Genomic DNA, 20,155 nt, shown 5'->3' with positions numbered 1-20,155 from the left:
CTGCACGACCGGGTGGAGGCCCTGGTCGTCGGTGGCGGGTTCGGTGGCCTGCTGGCCCCCCCCGACTCCCCTCCCCGGCCCGGACGAACTCGGTTTCGACCCGGAGGAGTTGCGCGCCCGCTACCGTGCCGAGCGAGACCGCCGGGTACGGCCGGAGGGACGCGGCCAGTACCGGCGCGCCGAGGGCGAGTTCGGCTTCTACGCCGACGACCCGTACGCGGAAGGACCGCTGCCCCGCGAGGCGCTGCACGACCGGGTGGAGGCCCTGGTCGTCGGTGGCGGGTTCGGTGGCCTGCTGGCAGGGGCACGGCTGCGCCAGGCCGGTCTCGAGACGATCCGGATCGTCGAGAAGGGCTCGGACTTCGGCGGCACGTGGTACTGGAACCGCTACCCCGGCATCCATTGCGACATCGAGTCCTATATCTACCTTCCGCTGCTGGAGGAGGTCGGCTACGTCCCCCGGTGGAAGTACGCGCCCGGCGAGGAGATACGGCAGCACGCCCGGGCGATCGGGCGGACCTTCGACCTCTACCGGGACGCCTGCTTCCGCACCCAGGTCACCGAGTTGCGCTGGGACGAGGCCGAAGCCGAGTGGCTGGTGGCCACCGACCGCGGCGACCGGATACGCGCCCGGTACGTGGTGACGGCCAGCGGCACGCTCAGCGAGGCCAAGCTCCCCGGCATCCCCGGTATCGAGAGGTTCAAGGGGCACACCTTCCACACCAGCCGCTGGGACTACGCGTACACCGGCGGCGACGCGGACGGAAACCTGCACCGGCTGGCCGACAAGCGCGTCGGCGTCGTCGGAACCGGGGCGACCGCCATCCAGTGCGTTCCGCACCTGGGGGCCGACGCCGGGCAGGTGTACGTCTTCCAGCGCACCCCTTCCTCTGTCGACGTCCGCGGCAACCGGCCCACCGATCCCGCCTGGGCCGCCGCGCTGACGCCGGGCTGGCAGCACCGCCGCAGGGACAACTTCCTCACGCTCGTCACCGGCGGCCAGCCGGAGGAGGATCTGGTCGACGACGGCTGGACCCACACCGCGCGCCTGCAGCAGAAGCTCATCCCCAGCCGCGACCACCGCCACCTGCCGCCCCAGGTACGGGAACAGGCCTACGAGCTCGCCGACTTCCGGAAGATGAACGAGATCCGCGAGCGGGTGTCCGACCTGGTCGAGGACCCGGCGACGGCCGACGTGCTCAAACCCTGGTACCGCTACATGTGCAAACGGCCCACGTTCAGCGACACCTATCTCCAGGCCTTCAACCGGCCGAACGTGACCCTGGTCGACACGGCAGACACCCACGGCGTCGAACGCGTCACCGAGAACGCCGTGGTGGTGGGTGAGCACGCCTACGAGGTGGACTGCCTCATCTTCGCCACGGGTTTCGACGTCGGCGTCTCCGGCATCCTCTCCGGGCGCCTCGCGGTCCACGGGCGGGACGGGATCGCCCTCACCGACGCGTGGCGCGACGGTCCCCGCACCCTGCACGGCTTCTACAGCCACGGCTTTCCGAACCTCTTCCAGCTGGGGCCGCTGCAGAACGCCAGCGCCGTCAACTTCACCCACGTACTCGACGAGCAGGCCTGCCATGTGGCCGAGGTCGTCGCAGCGGCGCGCGAGCGGGGCGCCCGCTGCGTGGAACCCACCCGCGAGGCGGAGGCGGCATGGGTGGCCACCATCCGGGAGAAGGCAGCCGACCTGTACGCGTTCCAAGCCGAGTGCACGCCCGGCTACTACAACAACGAAGGCATGCCCAGACAGCGCAGCCAGTCGTTCGGGGACGGACCCGTGGCCTTCCACGCCCTGCTGCGGCAGTGGCGCGCCGAAGGCGGCCTGGACGAGGTGCTGGGAGGGCCGGCGTGAGGCCGGCCGGGAGCGCGCGGGAGGCAGCCGCGGCCGGCCCGGTGCCGAGCCGCTACGGCGATACCGGCGACGGTCCCGCCAGGAGCGGCCTGTGGTCGGCCGCGAGGCTGGGCGCGCCCAATCCGCTGTGGGGCTCCAACGGTGTCGCGTTCGGCCCGGACGGACGGCTCCACGTGGCCCAGTTCCTGGCGGGGCAGATCAGCGCCGTCGATCTGGCGAGCGGCGAGGTCGAGACCGTGGTGCCCGTGGGAGGGCCGGTCCGCTCCCCCGACGACCTGGCCTTCGGCGCGGACGGCTCCATGTACATCGCGGACCTGGTGCCGGGCAGAGTGTGGCGGCGCAGCCCCAGCGGCGCGTACAGCCTCGTCAGCGACCAGGTGAAGGTGCCGAACGGCATCACCTGCGTCGGCGACCGGCTCTTCGTCAACGAGATGCGCCCGTGTGGCCGCCTGTGGGAGCTCTTTCCCGACGGCGGCGACCCCGTCGTGCTCACCGACGGGCTGGCGCTGGGCAACGCCATGCAGCGCGGGCCCGACGGGCACCTGTACTACCCGCACATGGTGACCGGGCAGGTCTGGCGCATCGCGCCGGACGGCGGCGAGCCGGAACTGGTCGCCGAGGACGTGCACGAGCCGGTCGCGGCCCGCTTCGACCTCGGCGGCGTCATGCACGTGCTCTCGCGGGGCGAGGCCGGTCACGTCACCAGGATCGACCTGCACGGAACCGGCGGCCGTTCGCTCGTCACCAGCGGGATCACGGGGCTGGACAACGCCGCGTTCGACGCGGAGAACCGCATGTTCGTCTCCAGCTTCGCCAGCGGCGGCGTCACCGAACTCCTCCCCGACGGCCGCACCCGCACGCTGGTGCCCCGCGGACTCGACGGCCCCTACGGGGTGACCGTCGACCTGAAGGGCACGGTGTACGCGGCCGACCACTACCGGCTGGCCGAACCCGGGCGCCCCGACGCCGCCCGAGAGGCCCCCGGCCGAGGGGCCGCTGCCGCGGCACCGTCCAGCGCGGCGACCCGTGCCCTGCTGACGTTCGCCCACGGCCTGGTTTCCGACGGGCCTGTGCTCCACCTCACCTCCCAGTACGGCCAGGTGCGCACGCACGACCCCGAGCGCGGGACGACCCGGGAGCGTGCGCACGGTCTGGACCGGCCGACAGGCATCGCCGTCGCCCCGGACGGCGGTCTCGTCGTCGCGGAGAGCGGCGCCGGGCGGGTGCTCGCCATCGACGCCGACGACACGGTCCGTGTGCTGGCCGAGGGGTTCGACCGGCCCGTGGACGTGGTCCACGACCCGGAAGGGCGCTGCTACGTCACCGACGAGCTGCGCGGCGCGGTCCTGCGGATCGACCGGGGGGACGCCGGAGCACGCGTCGAGACCGTCGTCGAGGGACTCGACGCACCACAAGGTGTGACGGTCCTGGGCGAGGAGCTGTTCTGGGTGGAGACCGGGACACGCAGGCTGCGTTCCGTCTCCGTCTCCTCCCCTGGAGCAGTGCGCACCGAGGCCGAGGATCTGCCGGTCGGCCTGCCGCCGGGCACCCGACAGCGGCCCGAAGGCGCCCTGTTCGCGCACGGTATGCCGGGCCTGCCGCGCCCCTTCGCCGGCCTGACCGCCGCCCCGGACGGTTCCCTCCTGCTGTCCGCCGACGGCGAGGGAACCGTCATCCACCTCACCCCGCGGCCGGGCCACGCACGAGAGCGGCCCTTCGCACAGCGGCCGTTCGAGCCGCCGTCCCGCACCCACCGACCCGATGAGGAGACACCATGACCACCACAGGACTGGCCGGGCGCAGCGTCGTCGTCACCGGCGCCGCGTCCGGCATCGGGCGGGCGGCGGCGCTGCGGTTCGCCCGCGAAGGGGCGAAAGTCGCCCTCGCGGACCTCGACGCGGCCGGTACCGGAAGCACCGCGGAAGAGATCGAGCAGGCCGGCGGAGAGGTGCTGACGGTCGTCGGAGACCTGAGCGATCAGCAGGTGGTGGACGCACTCGTCGAGCAGACCGTGACGCGGTACGGCGGCCTCGACGTCCTGGTCAACAACGCCGGGATCATGGACCGGATGTCCGCACTGGGCGAGACCGACGACACGGAATGGGAGCGCGTGCTGCGCGTCAACCTGACCGCGCCCTTCCTGCTGACCCGCGCCGCCCTGCCCCACATGCTCGGTGCGGGGCGCGGCTCCATCCTGTTCACCGCGTCCGAGGCCGGCCTGCGCGGCGGCGCCGCGGGAGCCGCCTACACCGCCTCCAAGCACGGCGTGGTGGGGCTCGTGAAGAACCTCGCCGTCATGTACCGCGGGCAGGGCGTCCGCGCCAACGCCATCGCACCGGGCCCCACCGCCACGGGCATCCAGGTCGACGCCGCCGCCGGGGCGCACGGGCCCGCGCTCGTCGGCGGACTGATCGGCGCCACCATCGGCCGGCTGGGCACGGCGGAGGAACAGGCCGCCGCCCTGGTCTACCTCGCCTCCGACGCGGCGAGCTTCGTCAACGGCGCGGTGCTGCCCGTCGACGACGGCTGGTCCGCCGTCTGACCGGTGCCTCGGACGCGCGAGGAGAACGCGGCTCGGGCACGCTCGCGGCGACGACCAGGCGGCCGACGCCTTCCCCGCCCTCCGGGCACCGGAGGGCGGGGGCTGTCACCCCAGCGAGGGCGCGGAAGCTGTCACCCCAAGGAGGGTTTGGTCGGTAATCAACGTATACACGGCATCTGCCCCCCTTAGCTTGAGGCTGTCAGTTTCGTGAGTTGCCGTGAAGCGAGGTGCCGGTGTCGTCGACCAGCGTTGAACTGCCGCCCATCTGGTGTCCCCTGGAGTCCGCCCGCCACCGCCGGGCCGACCAGGTCGAGGACCGTGCGGTGGAATGGATCAGGAACAGCGGGATGTGCGCGACACCGGAGGAGGAGAGCTGGGTCATCGCCTCCCGCAGTGTCGACTTCTACGCACGGTTCGCACCGGTGGCCGACGAGGACCGGCTGCTGGCCACCGCCTTGTGGGTGTACTGGGGTTTCGCGTTCGATGACGCACGATGCGACAACGGCCCTCTGAGCACCCGTCCGGCCGCCTTCAACGCACTCGCCGGCGCGGTGCAAAGGGGCCTGGAAGCTCCCTCCGCCCGGCCCGACCGCGACCGGTTCATCGGACCCCTGCAGGACATCGCCTCCAGGTTCCGCTCCTTCGGGCAACCGGCGCTCGTGCAGCGCTTCGCCGCCGCCCACCGCGCCTGGCTGTCCGGAGTGTGCTGGCAGATCGGCAACGCAGCCGCCGAACACATGCCGGAGCTGGACGAGTTCATGGCGATGCGGCTGCTCTCCTCCGGCGGCGAGCCGACCTTCGCCATGCTGGAGCTGGCGACAGGCGCCGAGGTGCCCGCGGCCGAACTCTCCCACCCGGCCGCCCGGGCACTGACGGAGATGGCCATCACGGTGGCCGCACTCGACAACGACCGCCACTCGATGCACAAGGAGATGGCGCGCGGTGACACGAACCAGAACATCTTCACCGTGCTGATGCGGCACGCCGGCCTGCCCCCGCAGGAGGCCGTACGGGAGGCGACCGCGATGCGTGACCGGGTGCTGCTGCGCTTCATCGAACTGCGCGAGCACGTGCGGTCCCGCTCCGGCGCCGAACTGGTCCGCTACGTCGACGGACTGGGCTACGGCATCCGCGGCAACGCCGAGTGGGGCCTGCGGGTTCCGCGCTACCTCTCGCACGGCCTGCGACCAGCCGACGCGGTGGAGGACAACCCGCTGGACTGGGCGGAACAGCCAACCGACACCAACCGGGCCCCGCTGCCCGCGCCGAGCGTGGCGTGGTGGTGGGACCGCGATCTGCTCGGCGCCTGAGGACGTCGCCCGCGGGCGCGGCCCTCACGAGCGGCGGCTGGCCAGTACCAGCGTCCACCACGGACCCCGCGCCCCGCGGACCACCCCCACTCCGGCATCCCGGAAAGCGCAGGTGGTCAGCGTGGCGCGGTGCTTCCGGCTGCGCATCCAGACCCGCACGACCTCGGCCGCCGCACGCTGGCCCCGCGCGACGTTCTCCCCCACCCGTTTCCACCGGTAGCCCTCCGCCGTCACCCTGCGTCCTGGGCCGGGCTCTCCTGGCTGGTCGTGGGAGAGGACACGCGTGCGCGCCATGCTGACGCTGTGCCGCTGTGCCGCCCGCGTCAGCGCGCGGTGCTCGTCCACCTCGGGACAGCCGGCCTCGACGCGCTCCCGGTTGACCAGGCGCAGCACCTCGGCGGGCGTACCGACGAGCGCCACAGGACGAGCGGGTGCGCTGGGCCGCGACGGGGGACGCGGACGCGCCGGCGCCGGCGTGCCCCCGGGCCGCGGCTGCCACGACGGCGACCAGGCCGGGGGCGGCTTCGGCCGGAACCGCGGCGGCCTTGGCGTGCGGGCATGCGGCCCCGGCGCGCGGAGCGCCGAGGCCGGCGCCGCCTCGGCGTGGGCCGGTGTGGCACCGTCCTGCCCGGGGCGGGCCTGCTGCGCGTGGGCCGGGGCCGGGCAGCAGCCGCCCCACACCGTCGCCGTCAGCAGCGCCGGCGCCACCCACGCCGCCGCACCTCGCTCGATGAAGCGTCCCGCCACCCTCGCCACGTCCTGTCCTCGCTCGCCGGGATTCTGCCTGCAGCGGGCGCTCCCTACCCCGCCCTTCGACGTGGAAATCCCCGGGAGAGCCACGCTCCCCTTTCGTGGGAATTGGTTCCCGAATTGCTGTGAACCACTTCCTGATAAGCGATACTCGAAGTGTCAGGACGCCTGGTCGGACTCTTCCCGGAGGAGATCTCATGTCATTTTTCCGTCGCGCCGCGGTGACGTCGGTCATCGCCCTCACGATGGCCACCTTCGGCGGCGCGGGTGCTGCGATGGCGGCTTCCCCGGACACCCAGGCGGCCCGTGCCACCGCCGCTCAGGGAGGGGACTGGGGGCGCCCCGGCAGCGTTCGGTTCGGCCCCTTCGAGGTCCCCCGCTACGGACAGGTCTCGGGCGGATTCGGCTGGTCGTTCTGACCGGTCGCCGCTCCCGGTTCACCGGAGGCGCGGGAATCCGTTGCGGATTCCCGCGCCTTCGCTTTGATCCCGGCACCTCCAGGTTGATTCCCGGGTCTTCGCATTTCTGAAAGTCTGCATCTCCGCGAGCAGAGAAAACCCGGCGGCCACCGACGGAACAGCACGGCGACCGTCCGGAAAAGCGCGCGACCGTCCGGATTCTTGGTGTCAGCTTTTCAGCGTCGCGGCGCTCCCTCCGAGGACGGCGATCACGCACAGCAGCACGATCACCGCGTCGCGGAAGAAGACACCCGTGATGCCCTCATGCCGGGCCACCTCGCCGGCGGCCTGTACGGCGTAGGTCATCGGCATCACCTGCGACAGCCCCTCGAGCGCCCCGTGCATCTGGGAACGGGGCAGGAAGAGGCCGCACAGCAGGAACTGCGGGAGCACACCGGCGGGCAGGAACTGGACCGCGTGGAACTCGTTGCGGGCGAACGCGCTGACGAGCAGGCCGAGGGCAAGCCCGAGGAGGGCACCGAGCATGGCGATGGTCATCAGCAGGTAGGCGGGCCCGCGCGTGTCGAGCCCGAGCGCCCAGACCGCCAGCACGGTGGCGGACAGGGCTTGCAGCAGGGCGAGGAAGGCGAAGGCGAGGCTGTAGCCCAGGATGAGGTCCAGGCGCTGCACCGGCAGGGTCAGCAGGCGTTCGGCGGTGCCGCTGGTGCGTTCCCGCAGCATCGAGACCGAAGCCACCAGATACATCACGATCAACGGGAAGATCCCGAAGACCTGCGGGCCGACCCGCGCGAACGTCTCATCCGCGTGGGTGAACATCAGCTTCAGCAGCACCATCAGCATGCAGGGGATGCCGAGCATCAAAACGACGCTGCCCCTGTCCCTGGACAGCTGCCGCAGCACACGTCGGGCAGTGGCCACGGTGACGCTCGCGGTGAGCGGCAGCGGCCGGTCGAAGACCTTCACGCGCCAAACTCCTCCGGGAAGAAGGACAGGGACCTGGTCGTGGACAGCGTGTCCCGTAACGCCGAGACCGAGGCGCCCGCCGTGACCGCGGGCTCACCCCCCTCGCTTCCGCCTGTCACCAGCCGGGAGAACGCCTCCTCGACGCTGCAACTGCCCGTGTGCGCGAGCAGTTCGGTACGGTCGCAGGAGGCCAGGAGGCGCCCCTCGCGCATGAGCAGCAGCCGGTCGCACCGATCGGCCTCGTCCATGACGTGGCTGGAGACCATCAGCGTGGTGCCTCCTCGGGCGAGCCGTGCGAAGACCTCCCACAACTCGCGCCGCACCAGCGGGTCCAGGCCGACCGTCGGCTCGTCCATGACCAGCAGATCCGGTGCGCCCAGCAGTGCCACCGCCAAGGAGACGCGTGAGTACTGGCCCCCGGAGAGGCGTTTGACCGTACGGTCGGCGCAGCCCGCGAGGTCGACCTCCTTGATCACCCGGACCACGGCGTTCTCGCGCCGCCAGCCCCGCAGCCCCAGCGCCGCCGCGAAGTACTGGAGGTTCTCCAGCACCGTCAGATCCCCGTACACCGAGGGCGCCTGCGTCACGTATCCCACCCGGGTGCGCAGCGCTCTGGCTCCCGCGCCGTGGCAGAGCACCTGCACGTGGCCGCCCATCCCGGCCTGGATTCCCATCACACAGCGCAGCAGCGTCGTCTTGCCGCACCCGCTGGGCCCCAGAAGGCCCACGACGGCGCCGCGCGGCACGCCGAAGCTGACGTCGGTGAGGACTTTGGTGCGTCCTCGGGCGACGTGCAGCCCGTACGCGCTGACGGCCAGCGGCTCGCCGTCCCACGTCTCCTGGCCCGAAGCCGCGCTCGCACCGGTCACCGGCACACCCATCTCCCCGCCTCTCAGCGGTCCCGGCGGAGCAGTGCGCCCGCCAGGTCCCGCAGTCTCCGGTAGGCCCGGGGGGCCGGTTCCGCGCGGGCGAGAGCACCCAGCGCGCGGTCCGCCTGGGCCTGCGCCTCCGTTTCGGCAGCGACCCTGCCCCCCGCCTGCTCGATGAGCCGGGTCGCCCTGTCCACGTCCTCGGCGGTGAACGGCTCGTGCTGTTCGTACAGCGCGCCCAGTTCCCGCCCGGCGTCGCTGTCGTCGCCCAGCGCGGCCACCACGGGCAGCGACTTCTTCCTGGCGGTGACGTCGGCGCCCACCGGCTTTCCGCTCCGCTCGGTGCGGCCCCAGATTCCGAGCACGTCGTCCGCGCACTGGAAAGCCACGCCCAGGTGCCGTCCGAAGTCCCGCAGACCGCTCACCCGCCGCTCCGGGGCCCCGGCCAGCACTCCGCCCAACGCGCAGGCGCAGCCGATCAGTGCTCCCGTCTTGCCCCTGGCCATCTCCAGGTACTGCTCCACGGTGACCCGCCGCATCCGCTCGAACGCGATGTCCTGGCTCTGCCCCGCCAGCAGCTCCTCCAGCGCCCCGGCCATCTCCCGCACGGCCCGCTCACCAGTCTGGCCGCCCTCGGCGGCCAGGAGTGCCACGGCGCGGGCGAGCAGCGCGTCACCGACCAGCACGGCCGCGGGCGTGCCGAACTTCTTCCACACGGCGGGCCGGTGCCGGCGCAGCGGGTCGGCGTCGATGACGTCGTCGTGGACGAGGGAGAAGTCGTGCACCATCTCCACGGCGACCGCGCCCGCGACCACCGCGCCGGGGGCCGCGCCCACCGCCATCGCGGACAGGAACGTCAAGGCCGGCCGCAGCGCTTTCCCTCCACCGCTGCCGCTGCCACTGCCACAGCCGCTGCCACCGCGGGCGGCGCTGCCCGTGCCGACGCCCGCCCGGTCCTCCGCGAGCGGGCTTCGCTGTCCGGGCGCGCTCCACCCCCGGTGGAAGGCCACGGCTTCCCGCTCGGGCGACGGCATCCCTTCCAGCGCCACCCGCAGCGCGGGAGTGACCAGCTCCCGCGACCAGGCGAAGACGTCGTCCCCCGGCACCGCCGCCTCTCCCGGCGCCTCTGGCGCGGCGGCGTTCTCCCGCACGAGCGAGACCGCACCCGTGCCCGACTGTGATGATCCCCAAGACCTGCGCACACGGACCAGCTAAGCGACCGCGAGCAGCAACACGCCAGGCTCGTCCCAACGGCCACCGGAACGAGGTAATCGCAGGTGAGGCCATCGGATCAGCCCACAGGACGACAATAGGCGACCCCGGATTTCGTTGATCGGCAGCCGCCCGTCACAATCACCGGGCGACCTTCCCCGTACCCGTGGCGCGCCCGGTCCTGCCCGAACGCGCGTGATCGCGCGCGTGCACGCAAAGGGGGTGGGCGCTGACGCGTACACGAAGGAGATGATCTCCCTTCGAGGAGGAGGCACGTAGTTGGAAGCAAGGCTGGCCGTGACGGCTCACGCACGTCGCGAGGTCGAGGAGTTCATCCTGGGAGACCGGTTCTCCTGCCTGGCCGGGCGCTCCGCCTGGCGCCGGGGCGGCATCACGCACCGGCACTACGACACGCTGGGGGGCCCGGATTCCGCCCGGCTGCTGGCGCTGGACCTGGAGGAGTTCGTGACGTCGGCGGACTGGAGCGCCCGCACGTTCACCAGTTTCATCGCGACGTTCGAGCAGCCGCGCGGGGTGGACGAGCTACGGTTCGAGGAGCTTCTGTGGCAGCAGTTGCAGTGGCTGCACGAGTACGACGCGGAGTCCCATCGCTGGGCTGAGGGCTACTCCCCCGACCCGCAGTCCTCGGAGTTCGCCTTCAGCGTGGCCGGCCATCCCTTCTTCGTCATCGGCCTGCACGAGACGCACCGCCGGTGGGGCAGGCGGCCTCCCTTCCCGATGCTGGCCTTCAACTCCCACGAGCAGTTCGGGCACATCAAGGGCGCCGGCATGTGGGACCGGCTCGCGGAGAAGATCCGCAAGCAGGACGTCAAGCTGCAGGGCGACATCAATCCGAACCTGTACGAGTACGAGGAGCTCTCGGAAGCGCGCCGTTACTCGGGCCGGCCGAAGCCGGAGGACTGGCAGTGCCCGTTCGCCGCTCGGGCCGCCGCTGCGGCCGAGGCCGCCGAGGCAAGAGAGCTGACCGCCTCCGGCGCGTGAGCCGAGACGGCACGCGTCGACGGGCGTGCCCCGCAGGCGCGTGAGACAGCCGGGGCAGCGGGCGTGGGACAGCGCGCCCCCGCCCGCGTCCGGCCGGGTACCTCTCGGCGCGGTACCCGGTGGGGCCGTGCCGCGTCCGTAACGCGGCACGGGCCCACCGGCGAAGGCGTCCGCCGCCTCACCGGCCTCCGCGCGCCCGCGGAGGCCGGGTGCGAGGGGGGTGCCCATGCGAGAGCGGAGGCCGTAGCCGCACTCGGGCCTGGCGAGGGGCGGGTCAGGCCTTTTCGAGGAGTGTCTTCAACTCCGACATCATCATGATCCAACCGCCGCTGACGCCCTCGAGCATCTTGGAGTCGGCCGAGGTGAAGCCGTCGTGGGTAATGGTCAGCTTCACACCCATCTCCGGCTCCTCGGCCGGCTCGATGTCGAAGGCGACCTTCGAGCGCTCCTTGGCCGCCTCGGCGAACTCCGCGTCGCTCATGCCGAACATCTCCTGGTGCATCGGCTGCAGCGTGTGCCAGGTGTAGGCGAGCCGCTTGCCGGGCTCGGACTCAGTGACGACCTGGCCGAGGTCGCGCGGCTCGCCGCCGTCCTCGACCGGCCACAGCACCTTCGAGCCGACCTTCCAGTCGGAAGAGGGCGCCCAGCCCCCGTGGTACTGCTTCAGGAACTCCGGGCTGGTAAGCCCCTCCCAGAGCTTCTCGGGCGTGGTGTGGATGTAGATCGTGTAGACGAACTCGGGCTTGCTCATCGCCGTTCCTTCCAGGGCCTGCTTCAAGTTGCCGAGCGCAACCATCCGGTCCCGCTCGTACTGGCCGATCCAGCGGTCAGCCACCTCGTGGATTGGCACGGGGTTGAGGTAGTGCAGCCTCTCCCGGCCCCGCCGGACCGCCGTGACGAGGCCTGCGCTCTCCAGCACGGACAGGTGCTTGGACACCGCCTGCCGGGTCAGCTCCAGCCCCGTGCACAGTTCCAGCAGGCTCTGCCCGGCCCGTTCGTTCAGCCGGTCCAGCAACCGCCTTCGGCTCGCGTTCGCGAGCGCCTTGAACACCTCGTCCATGCCATCCAACCCCCTCACCCTCACATTGGCAACCATTTGGTTGCGTGTCAAACGGGCGAGCGAGCGGGCGAGTGGGCGCGACCGTCAGCGCCCGTTCCCCGTTCCCCGTTCTCCGTCCCCGGCGACAGCACCGTCGATCCGCCCGCGTCCGACTGCCTGCCCGGGGGCCCGGACCCCGTCCGTAACGGTTCCTGATGCGCGCTCCAGGGCCCGTGCCGGCAACCCCGCAGCGCGTGACGGAGAGGACGGAGCAATCACGTACCGTCGGCCCCCGCGCCGGCCCCGACCCCCGTGCGGGGCCCGGCGCGGGACCCGGCGCGCACGGCGAAGAAGGCAACCAGCGCGCCGGCCAGAGCGGCGCAGGCAGCGGCGGCGAAGGCCGCGCTCAGGCCGTTCGAGTGAGCGAGCGCGGACATGTCCCGCAACCTCGCGACAGCGGCGCCCGTTCCCTCGGGGATCTGCTGATGCGCGAGGGCCTCCACCGCTCGGGCCCGTACCGGGGCGGGCAACGCCTCGGCCTGTGCGGCCAGTTCGGACGCGGCGCCGGAGGCCTGAACCGCGCCCAGCACGGCGATGCCGAAGACCAGCCCGAACTGCTGTGCCGACTCCACCGTCGCCGAGCCGGCCCCCGACCGTTCCGGCGCCACCTGGGCGAGCGCGGCGGAGTTCGTGGCCGGAATCGAGGCGCTGACCCCCAGCCCGAAGAGGACCAGGATCCACCAGATCATGCCGTACGGGGTGTCGGTCTCCAGCGTGGCCAGCAGGCCCAGGCCGACCGCGGCGAGGGCGAGGCCGGCGAGCATCGGCGGGCGGGGTCCGGCCCGGCCGACGGCCCGCCCGGCCAGCGGGGAGCCGATGACCATGGCCAGCGCCGCGGGTACGAACGCCAGCCCCGTCGCCGCCTCCGAGTATCCCTTCACCCGCTGGAAGTACAGCGACAGGAAGAAGAACACCGAGGACAGCGCGAAGCCGACCACGAAGGCGACCGCGATGGCACCGGAGAAGGTGCTGCTGCGGAACAGCCCGACCGGCAGCATGCGGTGCTCACCGCGCCGCTCGACCGCGAGGAACGCCACGAAGCCCGCCACCGCGATCCCGAACGCGACGGCGACGGCGGGGCTCGCCCATCCCAGGCTGCCGCCCTCGATCAGGGCGAAGGCCAGCGCCGTCGACCACAGCAGACCCAGCACCGGCCCGGACACGTCCATGGGCTGCCCGCGCAGCGACGGGCGGGGCCGGGGGAGCGCGCGGGCGGCGAGTACGAGCGCGAGCAGCCCCAGGGGCAGGTTGACGGCGAAGACGGCGGGCCAGCCCAGCGCGCTGGTCAGCCATCCGCCCAGTACGGGTCCTGCCGCGACGGCCACACCGTTGAGACCGCTCCAGGCGCCGATGACCTTTGCACGTGCCACCGGGTCGGGGAAGGAGTGGACGATCAGCGACAGGCTGCCGGGCACCAGGACCGCCGCCGCCATTCCCTGCACCGCGCGGCCGGCGAGCAGTACGGGGAGCGAGGGCGCCACTGTACAGAGCGCGGCGCCCACCACGAACGCGGTCATGCTCCACAGAAAGGCGGCGCGCTGGCCGAGCCGGTCCCCGATCAGGCCGCCGACGAGCAGCAGCCCGGCGAAGGCCAGGGTGTAGGAGTCGATGACCCATTGGAGCCCCGCTATCCCGGTGCCCAGTTCGCCGCCGATCGCGGGGAGCGCCACATTGACGACCGACAGGTCGAGCATGGCCAGGAAGACGGCGAGGAACAGGGTGGCCACGAGCGCGGCCCGCCGGCGCGGCTCACCCTGCGCGTCGCGGGCGCCGTCGCCGTACCCGTCGACGCCTTGCCCGTCGCCGCGCCCGTCGGCGCGTTGCCCGTACTCCCCCGGCAGCTCGGCCGCCACGTCTCCCCCTCCCCGAGCCCGGCCCGACCGCCCCGTGAGCGGGCTCGGAAGCTCCTCATGCGTACGGCGTACACATGCAGGCTGGGGCAGCGGAAGCGGCGCTGTCAAACCGCCCGCGTCTCGGCCGGAGGCGGCCCGCGAGCCGATGCCCCTCCCCAAAGCCGCGCTGGCTCGGCCCGAGGCCCCGTCCGGACCGTTCCGACGGCCGCGCGGTTTGCGATACTGCGTGCGTGACACCTCCCTCCCGGCGACTCCCCTGGAAGACACTCGGCCGGCAGACGATCGTGGACCAAGCTCTGCGCATGGTCGGGACGGAGGGCCTGGAGAAGCTCTCGATGCGCCGGATCGCCGAGGAACTCGGCGCCTCGCCCATGGCGCTCTACCGTCACGTCGCGGGCAAGAAGGAACTCCTGGAGCTGCTGGTCGAGGAGGTCATGGCCGAGCTGAAGCCGACCGTACGGAGCCAACCGCCCAGGGCGCGCATCCTCGCTTCGCTGGAGCACACACGCGAAGTGATGTCGAGACACCCCTGGCTTCCCTCCGTGCTGCTGGCACAGGACCCCCCGCCCTCCGGGCGCCCGTGGCTGACGGAGTACCTGCTGGAGGCCCTGCTCGACGCGGGGCTCGACGAGAGGGCGGCGGTGTACGCGTACCGCAGCATGTGGCAGTACATGACGGGCCACGTCCTGCACGTTCACCGCGAGGCGGCCCTGCGCGAACGCGCCGCCAGGGCACACGACTCCGGCGACGACCTCGCCGACTTCCCGGTCCTGCGGCGAGCACTCCCCCAACTCGCCGCGCTGGACCAGAACCGCCAGTTCCGCGCCGGCCTGGAGGCGCAGCTCGACGGCTTCCTGGCCGCTGCGGAGAGCGGCGGCGAGGGCGCCGCCACCGACGCCTGACTCCCCTGGCCCCTGACCCCCTGGCCCCCGAGTGCCGCGGGCCGACTGGATGCCCGCCGAGAACGTTCTTGGGACCGTTCAGGAGCGGGAGGGGCGCACCTGAACGGCCGCACCGGGGGCGGTGCCCCGGCTTTGCGGGGAGCGAGGCGTGTCGAACCCATCGCCACAGGTGCCACCGGCGGCGCATCCTGGTCCCGCGCGGCAGGAGCCCGCCGCCTCCGGGCGGCGGGCAGGTGACGTCGAGGAAGGAGCGAGCCGATGCCGATACCCGTCTGTTCTCTGATACTGAACGAGCGTCAGAGATGCGCCGCCGACGGCGAGTACCACGTGGTGCGGTTTCCGTTCGGGGGCGGTGAGTCCTACGACGCCGAGGGCATGCACCAGGTGCGCCAGCCGGACGGCGAGGAGGTCACGGACTGGCGTGCCGACGACCGCTCGGGGCTGATCTGGCCCTCGGTCGACGGCTGGGGCGCGCTGACCGCGATGATCCAGTGGGAGGCCGGCGACTACAGCGAACTGCGCGACCAGATGGTCCGCGATCCGCTCGGTCTGACGGACGATCCGGTGAACACGACGGCGACGGACCACCGGCGCCCCTCCCCCGGTATGCAGTGCTTCACCAAGCACCACGAGTTGTTCGTCCATCCGGGCGTGCCGCTGGCAATTCGCGTGGCACACAACGACGGACGTCCGCGCCATCTCGTGCACGCGCAGTTCAAGCTGGCCATCCACACCTGACCCGACGGCAGCATCCGGTCGGCGGCCCGCCCACCGTCACGCCGCCGGCGCCCGCCCCGGGGCTTCGCGCACCGAAGCCGGTGCCCGGCGACCGGGGCGGGGTACCCCCTGGCGGTGCGCAACGAGCTCGCGGACACGGGCGTGACCGGCACCTCGCCGATGCCGGACCCGGCGGAGACGGAGTTCTTCGCACGGGCCGACATGCTCGACACCATGGTCGGCCAAAGCGAGAAGGAGACCCCGCCACCGTCGCCCGGCAGGGGCACGAGGCGTTGCCGGCGGGCAGGGACAAGGTCGTCGCCGGGTCGCTGAAGACCAAGGCGCAGGCCGCGGCCGACATCGCGCTGCCGGACAGCGCGCAGGCGCAGGCGCACCGCAGGCGCACCGCAGGATGGCCGAGCCGGGGGCAGGCGAGGGGCAGTGCCCCTGGCCCGGCCCGTACCGCCCTGCGGCGGCACGCGCCGGTGAGCGCCGCACGGGCGCGTGGCCGTCACCCGGCGGGGCGGAGCACCACCGGCAGGGTCTGGTGGCCGTTGGTGATCAGGGACGGCACCGGCCGCAGTTCCGTGACGGGGACGCCCAGTTCGGCTTCGGGGAAGCGTGCGAAGAACTTCTCCAGCGCCGTCGTCCCCTCCAGCCGGGCGAGCGGTGCGCCCAGGCAGAAGTGGGCGCCGTGCCCGAAGGCGAGGTGTTCGGGGCCGGGCGCGGACCGGGTCAGCTCGAAGGAGTCGGCGCTGGCTCCGTGCCAGTCGGGGTGGCGGTTGGCGGCTGCGTAGGAGGGCAGGACCGCGTCGCCCTTGTTGATCACCTGCCCGTCGGGCAGTGGTATGTCCTGGACGGCGAAGCGCAGCGGCAGGTGTTTGACCGCGGGCTCGTAGCGGAGGGTCTCCTCCACCACGTCGGACCAGGTCGCGCGCCCCTCGCGGACGTGCGCCAGCTGCTCGGGGTGGGTCAGCAGCGCGGTGATGGCCTGATCGAGGAGGTTGACGGTGGTCTCGTACCCCGCGCTGATCATCAGCAGCAGCGTGTCGCGCAGCTCGGTCTCGGAGAGCGCGGAGCCGTCCCCCTCGTCGTCCCGCGCGGCGATCAGGAGAGAGGTCATGTCGTCGCCGGGGTCGTCCCGCTTCTCGACGATGAGCGCGTCCAGCGCCTCGTAGAGCTTGACGGTGTTGGCAGCGGCCTCTTCCGGGCTGAGCGTGGTGGAGAAGACGCTGTCGACCAGCTCGCGGAAGCCCTCGCGGCGCGCCTCAGGTACCCCCATCAGGTCGCTGATCACCCGGATGGGCAGCGGATAGCACAGGGCCTCGCGCAGATCGGCGGCCTGCCCGTCCGGGGTGGTGGCCAGCTCGTCGAGCAGGTCGTCGACCATGCGCTCGACGCGTTCGCCGAGCGCGGCGACCCGCCGGGCGCTGAAGGACGGCGCGACCATACGGCGGAGCCTGCGGTGGTCGCCGCCGTAGGAGGTGAACATGTTCTCCACGGCGATCCAGAGGGCGAGCGGCCACGTGGTCACCGCCTCGGCGAACCGCGGCCAGTGCTGACGGCCGTCCTTGGAGACCTCGGGTCCTGTCAGCAGCTTCTTCAGCAGCGCGGGTTCGGATATGGACCAGGCGGTGACGCCGAGGATGTCGACCCGGGTCGCCGGGCCTCGCGCACGCAACGTCCGGTGTTCACCGTGGTGATCGCTGCCGGTGGGGTCGAGGGTGAGTGGCTCGGAAAGGGACACGGTCGTCGCATTCTCCGTTCGGGGACGTTCACGGCGTCCGGAACCGGTCATGGCTGCCCCTTGACCGTTCGGGACCGTGAAGTAGTCGTGTCTGGTCGGAAAGTGACGGGCGGACAGCTGACACAGTAAGAGTTGATCAAGGAATCGGATAGGGGTCTTCGGGCCAAGATCACGAACCGACCCCTGGGCGCCGCACCTGCCAGGCGGCCCGCGCGTCCGCTCTGGCAGGCCGTGCCCGCCCCCCGCGGGGTACGCCGACGGCAGCGGTCACCCGACGTACAACTCGACCGCCCGCCCGTCCGGGTCCCGGAGCACGTGCCGGCCCGGTGACAACGGTTGCCGCAACTGCCGGGCCAAGACATGGAAGCCGAGCCTCGTACGCGAGGCGGGACGCCGGTCGTCGGCAGGACAGAGCTCGAACACCGTGCCGTCGGGCAGAGTGGCCGCGTAGTGCGACGGCCCGCTGCCGTGCTGTTCCGCCACGAACGTGAGACCGAGCCCGGAAAAGAAGCGGTGCGCTTCCTCCAGGTGCTCGGTGTAGACGACCAGCAGTCCGAGGCGCGGGCCCGCCGTCATCGCCGCACCGCGGACCACGACCCGGTCACGCGCACCGCGCGTCCTTTCCGCCGTACACCCATCACACGCCTCCTCCCCGCCCGGGCACCACACCCCGGCCTGTTCGCAGTCCCCGGCCGCCGCGACAGCAGTCCCTCGGCTGCCGCGACAGCAGTCCCCCGGCTGCCGCGACGGCATCGAGCGCATCCTCCCTCTCCGCAACCCGCGGGCCAAGGCCGCGCCCCCTCCGAACCGGCCGCCTCCGGAGTGACGGGAAGGACCGGGACGGATGAGCGACCGGCCAGGCCGGAAGCGGCCCGCAACGGGGTGCCCGCCGGGCCGGCCGAGGGTGCTCTCTCAGTCCCTGTGGTCCCGTGCCGATGCCGCCAGCCGCTCCAGTTCCGCCGCCGCGTCCGTGCGGAAGGCGGCCCGTGCGGCCGCGATCTGCCGGGAGCGGGCGGGGCCCGGGGCCGCCAGGGCCCGGACCGTTCTGGCGGGTTCTCCCGCGCCGTGCGCGTGGCGCGAGAGCCCGGCCCGTGCCATGGCCCGTACGCCGGCCACGGCGTGTCCTGGCAGGGGGCGGTGGCCCACGACGGGCAGGCCGGCGGCCAGTGCCTGCGCGGCGGTCTGCCCCGCGGCGTTGTCGAGCAGCACGTCGGAGACGGCCATCAGCTCGGGCAGGTCGGTCACCCAGCCGAGAGGCAGCAGACCCAGATGGCGGGCAGCGCGGCGGCGCAGGCCCTCGTCGTTGCCGCACAGCAGCACGGGCAGGCAGCCGTGTTCCGTCAGGTGCCGCGCCGTCTCCAGCAGGCGGGTGCCGACTCCCCAGGCCCCGGTGGAAAGCAGCACGGCGGGCCGTCCTGCGGGCCCCGCGCCCCGCTCGGACGATGCGGCGGCATGCCGGGCGAGCAGGGCCCGCCAGTGGCTGTCCGGGTCCGCGGTGGCGAAGAAGTCCGTCGGCACCACGGGCCCTGTGGTGCGGGCGCGGCGCCCGGTGGCGGCCCGAACCTGGTGGGCGGCGCCGTCGGTGACGCACAGGTGCAGGTCGTTGCCGGCGTGCAGCCAGCCGCGGTGGACGTCGAAGTCGACCACGACGACGGCGGCGGGCACGGACAGCGCCCCCCGGGCCCGCAGGCGTCCGGTCACCTGGGCGCACAGGTGGAAGGTCGGCACGACGACGTCGGGGCGCCACCGGGCGACGGTTCTCAGCAGCGGGCGTTCGGCGAGGGCGGCCAGCGGGGCGCTGCTGGGGCGCGGTCCGGTCGCCGGTCCTGTCCCCGGCCCTGTCGCCAGGAAACCGGCGTACACCGCGCCGTAGAGGCCCGGCAGATGGCGGACGGTGGCGCGGTATCCGGTGCGCAGCGCCCGCCCGGTCCCCGCGGGCAGCAGCGTGAGGATGTCCCGGACAGCGGTGTGGTGGCCGCGGGCCCGCAGCCGGTGCGCGAGCTCGTGTGCGACCGCGTCGTGTCCCGCGCCCATGCCGGCACTCAGCAGCAGGAAGCGGTGCGGCATGGGGCTCCAGAGGTCGTCGGAGGCCGGGTCGGGCGTGACCGGGGGGCGGCACGGCCCGGGATGCCGCCCCAGGTTCCGCGGGCGGCCCGCACGCGCCCCGGACGGGTGCGCGGTCACCCGTCCACCAGTGTGCTGTTCGCTTCCGGACGGCGCGGTACCGACACTCGGTCGGTGCCGCGGCCACCTGCCGCCCGGCGGTCCGCGTCGCGGGAACGGCCCCTGGCCGGGAGAGCCGAACAGGTGGTTCGGCCGGGCCGGGGCACGGCTCCGGACGGGTGCGCCGACCGGTTGCCAGCATGCTGGAGCCAGGGCCCGCCTGTGCCACGGGCCAGGTCGGCGGCCCCGTTGCGGTCCGTACTGCTCACCGGAGGCGTCTCGTGTTCGACAGGCTCGGCAGATCCGACCGCCGTCAGGCACCTGCCCTGAGCGCGCAGCCGCCCGGTACGGCTTCGCGACCGCCCTCGTCGCCTCCGATGCCGTCACCCTCCTCGTCCTCCGCACCCGCGTACACGCCCGAGCAGGCTCACCCCCCGGAACAGGCAGGGCCGCGTCCGTGCGCCGAGGCCCGGGAAGGGGCCCGGCGCCCGGTGGCCCTGGTGACCGGCGCCTCCTCGGGCATCGGCACGGCTGTCGCCGAGCGGCTGGCCGCCGACGGGCGCTGGCGGCTGCTGCTCAACGGGCGGGACGGGCGGCGTCTGGAGGAGGTCGCCGCCCGTACGGGCGGTGTGCCGCTGCCGGCCGATCTCGCCGACCCGCGGGCGCGCGAGCGGCTCGCGGAGGAGGCGCTGGTCCACAGCGGGCGGGTGGACGCGCTGGTGGCGGGCGCGGGGCTGGGC

Annotated in this window: 18 protein-coding genes; 9 read left to right on the top strand and 9 right to left on the bottom strand. The window is 72.8% G+C overall.

Features of this window, described 5'->3' with window-relative positions:
- Positions 1-109 precede the first annotated feature (109 nt).
- The 4 genes from AB8Z75_RS15840 (at position 110) to AB8Z75_RS15825 (ending at position 5,719) form a co-directional block, all read left to right on the top strand.
- Entirely contained in the window at positions 110-1,867 is a 1,758-nt protein-coding gene (locus AB8Z75_RS15840; protein WP_369202392.1) for a flavin-containing monooxygenase, read from the top strand.
- An 89-nt stretch (positions 1,868-1,956) separates the two neighbouring features.
- Positions 1,957-3,645: a hypothetical protein gene (locus AB8Z75_RS15835; protein ID WP_369202390.1), complete on the top strand. Its 1,689-nt coding sequence runs from the start codon at positions 1,957-1,959 to the stop codon at positions 3,643-3,645.
- Positions 3,642-4,409, top strand: coding sequence for an SDR family NAD(P)-dependent oxidoreductase (locus tag AB8Z75_RS15830; protein WP_369202388.1), 768 nt, complete (start codon positions 3,642-3,644; stop codon positions 4,407-4,409). Before AB8Z75_RS15835 ends, AB8Z75_RS15830 begins: the two co-directional genes overlap by 4 nt.
- Positions 4,410-4,642: 233 nt before the next feature.
- Positions 4,643-5,719, top strand: a complete 1,077-nt coding sequence (locus AB8Z75_RS15825; protein ID WP_369202386.1) for a hypothetical protein — start codon at positions 4,643-4,645, stop codon at positions 5,717-5,719.
- Positions 5,720-5,743: 24 nt separating this feature from the next.
- Here AB8Z75_RS15825 and AB8Z75_RS15820 read toward each other — a convergent pair whose 3' ends face one another.
- Positions 5,744-6,139, bottom strand: coding sequence for a CAP domain-containing protein (locus AB8Z75_RS15820; RefSeq protein ID WP_369202384.1), 396 nt, complete (start codon positions 6,137-6,139; stop codon positions 5,744-5,746).
- A 527-nt stretch (positions 6,140-6,666) separates the two neighbouring features.
- Between AB8Z75_RS15820 and AB8Z75_RS15815 the strand changes: the two genes are divergently transcribed.
- Positions 6,667-6,888: a hypothetical protein gene (locus AB8Z75_RS15815; RefSeq protein ID WP_369202382.1), complete on the top strand. Its 222-nt coding sequence runs from the start codon at positions 6,667-6,669 to the stop codon at positions 6,886-6,888.
- Positions 6,889-7,095: 207 nt separating this feature from the next.
- On the opposite strand, the gene AB8Z75_RS15810 is transcribed toward AB8Z75_RS15815, so the two are convergent.
- From AB8Z75_RS15810 to AB8Z75_RS15800, 3 genes are read right to left on the bottom strand one after another with little or no spacing between them, the layout of a single operon-like run.
- The gene (locus tag AB8Z75_RS15810; protein ID WP_369202380.1) at positions 7,096-7,851 is read right to left on the bottom strand and encodes an ABC transporter permease; all 756 of its coding nucleotides are present in this window, start codon (positions 7,849-7,851) and stop codon (positions 7,096-7,098) included.
- Positions 7,848-8,726, bottom strand: coding sequence for an ABC transporter ATP-binding protein (locus AB8Z75_RS15805; RefSeq protein WP_369202378.1), 879 nt, complete (start codon positions 8,724-8,726; stop codon positions 7,848-7,850). The genes AB8Z75_RS15810 and AB8Z75_RS15805 overlap by 4 nt, the downstream gene beginning before the upstream one ends.
- 17 nt (positions 8,727-8,743) lie before the next feature.
- On the bottom strand, positions 8,744-9,871 hold the full coding sequence (locus AB8Z75_RS15800; RefSeq protein ID WP_369202376.1) for a polyprenyl synthetase family protein: 1,128 nt from the start codon (positions 9,869-9,871) through the stop codon (positions 8,744-8,746).
- Positions 9,872-10,229: 358 nt separating this feature from the next.
- On the opposite strand from AB8Z75_RS15800, the gene gntA reads away from it, so the two are divergent.
- Complete coding sequence (gene gntA / locus AB8Z75_RS15795) at positions 10,230-10,934, top strand: guanitoxin biosynthesis heme-dependent pre-guanitoxin N-hydroxylase GntA (protein WP_369202374.1); 705 nt, start codon at positions 10,230-10,232, stop codon at positions 10,932-10,934.
- A gap of 274 nt (positions 10,935-11,208) precedes the next feature.
- Here the strand turns inward: gntA and AB8Z75_RS15790 are convergent, their stop codons facing one another.
- The gene (locus AB8Z75_RS15790) at positions 11,209-11,994 is read right to left on the bottom strand and encodes an ArsR/SmtB family transcription factor (RefSeq protein ID WP_369202372.1); all 786 of its coding nucleotides are present in this window, start codon (positions 11,992-11,994) and stop codon (positions 11,209-11,211) included.
- Positions 11,995-12,248: 254 nt separating this feature from the next.
- The gene (locus AB8Z75_RS15785; protein ID WP_369202370.1) at positions 12,249-13,886 is read right to left on the bottom strand and encodes a DHA2 family efflux MFS transporter permease subunit; all 1,638 of its coding nucleotides are present in this window, start codon (positions 13,884-13,886) and stop codon (positions 12,249-12,251) included.
- Between the two features lie 74 nt (positions 13,887-13,960).
- Between AB8Z75_RS15785 and AB8Z75_RS15780 the strand changes: the two genes are divergently transcribed.
- Positions 13,961-14,788 carry a TetR/AcrR family transcriptional regulator gene (locus AB8Z75_RS15780; RefSeq protein WP_369202368.1) on the top strand — a complete coding sequence of 276 codons (828 nt, stop codon included), beginning with the start codon at positions 13,961-13,963 and terminating at the stop codon, positions 14,786-14,788.
- Positions 14,789-15,046: 258 nt separating this feature from the next.
- Positions 15,047-15,526 carry a hypothetical protein gene (locus AB8Z75_RS15775; protein WP_369202366.1) on the top strand — a complete coding sequence of 160 codons (480 nt, stop codon included), beginning with the start codon at positions 15,047-15,049 and terminating at the stop codon, positions 15,524-15,526.
- A 490-nt stretch (positions 15,527-16,016) separates the two neighbouring features.
- Here the strand turns inward: AB8Z75_RS15775 and AB8Z75_RS15770 are convergent, their stop codons facing one another.
- The 3 genes from AB8Z75_RS15770 to AB8Z75_RS15760 all read right to left on the bottom strand — a co-directional run bounded on the left by AB8Z75_RS15770 (position 16,017) and on the right by AB8Z75_RS15760 (position 19,319).
- Positions 16,017-17,252 carry a cytochrome P450 gene (locus AB8Z75_RS15770; RefSeq protein ID WP_369202364.1) on the bottom strand — a complete coding sequence of 412 codons (1,236 nt, stop codon included), beginning with the start codon at positions 17,250-17,252 and terminating at the stop codon, positions 16,017-16,019.
- Positions 17,253-17,519: 267 nt separating this feature from the next.
- Positions 17,520-17,828, bottom strand: a complete 309-nt coding sequence (locus tag AB8Z75_RS15765) for a glyoxalase/bleomycin resistance/dioxygenase family protein (protein ID WP_369202362.1) — start codon at positions 17,826-17,828, stop codon at positions 17,520-17,522.
- A gap of 336 nt (positions 17,829-18,164) precedes the next feature.
- A complete protein-coding gene (locus tag AB8Z75_RS15760) occupies positions 18,165-19,319 on the bottom strand; it encodes a galactosyldiacylglycerol synthase (protein ID WP_369202360.1) in 1,155 nt (384 codons plus the stop codon).
- Between the two features lie 377 nt (positions 19,320-19,696).
- Here AB8Z75_RS15760 and AB8Z75_RS15755 point away from each other — a divergent pair.
- The coding region (locus AB8Z75_RS15755) for an SDR family oxidoreductase (RefSeq protein ID WP_369202358.1) at positions 19,697-20,155 on the top strand (459 nt) is incomplete at its 3' end.

The sequence above is a fragment of the Streptomyces sp. PU-14G genome (assembly GCF_041028275.1).
In the GTDB taxonomy this organism is placed as follows: domain Bacteria; phylum Actinomycetota; class Actinomycetes; order Streptomycetales; family Streptomycetaceae; genus Streptomyces.
Note: the sequence above shows the minus strand (reverse complement) of the source record. Positions and strands in the feature narration are given on the sequence as shown.

Coding starts and splice junctions, on each gene's coding strand:
- AB8Z75_RS15765 (WP_369202362.1), bottom strand. CDS start 17,828: ATGACGGCGGGCCCGCGCCTCGGACTGCTGGTCGTCTACACCGAGCAC.
- AB8Z75_RS15780 (WP_369202368.1), top strand. CDS start 13,961: ATGCAGGCTGGGGCAGCGGAAGCGGCGCTGTCAAACCGCCCGCGTCTC.
- AB8Z75_RS15790 (WP_369202372.1), bottom strand. CDS start 11,994: ATGGACGAGGTGTTCAAGGCGCTCGCGAACGCGAGCCGAAGGCGGTTG.
- AB8Z75_RS15760 (WP_369202360.1), bottom strand. CDS start 19,319: ATGCCGCACCGCTTCCTGCTGCTGAGTGCCGGCATGGGCGCGGGACAC.
- AB8Z75_RS15815 (WP_369202382.1), top strand. CDS start 6,667: ATGTCATTTTTCCGTCGCGCCGCGGTGACGTCGGTCATCGCCCTCACG.
- AB8Z75_RS15830 (WP_369202388.1), top strand. CDS start 3,642: ATGACCACCACAGGACTGGCCGGGCGCAGCGTCGTCGTCACCGGCGCC.
- AB8Z75_RS15775 (WP_369202366.1), top strand. CDS start 15,047: ATGCCGATACCCGTCTGTTCTCTGATACTGAACGAGCGTCAGAGATGC.